Source organism: Hahella sp. CCB-MM4, from assembly GCF_002260525.1.
GTDB lineage: Bacteria > Pseudomonadota > Gammaproteobacteria > Pseudomonadales > Oleiphilaceae > Hahella.
Genome location: NZ_MRYI01000053.1, coordinates 1 through 1,205, shown reverse-complemented (window position 1 = coordinate 1,205; position 1,205 = coordinate 1). Strand labels below are relative to the sequence as shown.

General features: G+C 49.1%; 1 protein-coding gene. It reads right to left on the bottom strand.

Translation table 11 applies throughout. From position 1 onward, the window contains the following. Positions 1–65: 65 nt before the first annotated feature. Entirely contained in the window at positions 66–1,100 is a 1,035-nt protein-coding gene (locus tag BTA51_RS28830; protein WP_094712536.1) for an IS481 family transposase, read from the bottom strand. Positions 1,101–1,205 lie beyond the last annotated feature (105 nt).

Here is a 1,205-nt window from a genome sequence, read left to right as displayed (position 1 = left end):
ATATGTAGAAGTTCAGATCTGATCTGACAGTGACCGGTTTTTAGGAGGTGTCTGTCAGGTCAAGTTCAGCCTATGAACTTTTCCTTCCAGATTCGCTGCCCTTCCTCCAGGGTCGCCATGGGGGTTCTTCCAAGGCACATTTTACCCTGATGGGTGCGATGATTATTGTAGTAATCCAGCCAGTCGTCCAGGTCTTTCTGTAACTCCTCTAAGCCGCTGTAAATTTTCTTCCTGAAAGTCACCTGATAAAACTCCTGCAAGATCGTCTTATGGAAGCGTTCACAGATCCCGTTGGTCTGCGGATGTCGTGCCTTGGTCTTAGTGTGTTCAATCTCATTCAGCGCCAGGAACAGCTCGTAATCGTGCCTTTCCGCTTTACCACAGTATTCGGTGCCACGGTCCGTCAGAATACGTAGCAGAGGCAGCTGATGCTCCTCCAGGAATGGCAGCACTCGGTCATTCAACAGATCTGCTGAAGTGATGGGCGTTTTGGTGGTGTACAGCTTGCAGTGGGCCACCTTCGAATAGGTATCCACGAAGGTCTGCTGGTAGACCCGACCAACGCCCTTGAGCGTTCCCACATAGAAGGTGTCTTGCGATCCCAAATAGCCTGGGTGATGAGTCTCGATCTCACCACAGGCTTCATCATCATGCTTCTTGCGCTCCAGTGCCTGAATCTGGGATTCAGTGAGAATGATGCCTTCGTTTGCTACTTTGCCCTCCAGCGCTTTCAGACGGTCTTTAAAGTTCGCCAGATTGCACCTGAGCCAGATACTTCTCACACCACTGGCTGAGACAAAAATACCTTGTTTACGCAATTCATTGCTGACTCGAACCTGGCCATGGGCGGGATAATCGATGGCGTACTGAACCACCGCGTCTTCGGTCTCTGAATCCACCCGATTCGCCAGATTAGGTTTCCGTCGAGTCTTTTCCAGTAGCGCTTCAACACCACCTTCCTCGACCGCTGATTTGTATCGATAGAAAGTATCGCGGGACAGGCCCATCACCTGACAAGCTTTGGAGACATTCCCCAATTCTTCCGCCAGATTCAATAAACCCAATTTATGTTTGATGATTCGTTGGTTACTATGTTGCATGAGGGTTATCCTTTGTGTGTTTCGATGAATGGTTGGCACCTCCATCAAAACCGGTAACCCTCTCTTTTTCAAGAAGAAGTGTCAGATCAGATTGAAACTATTCCA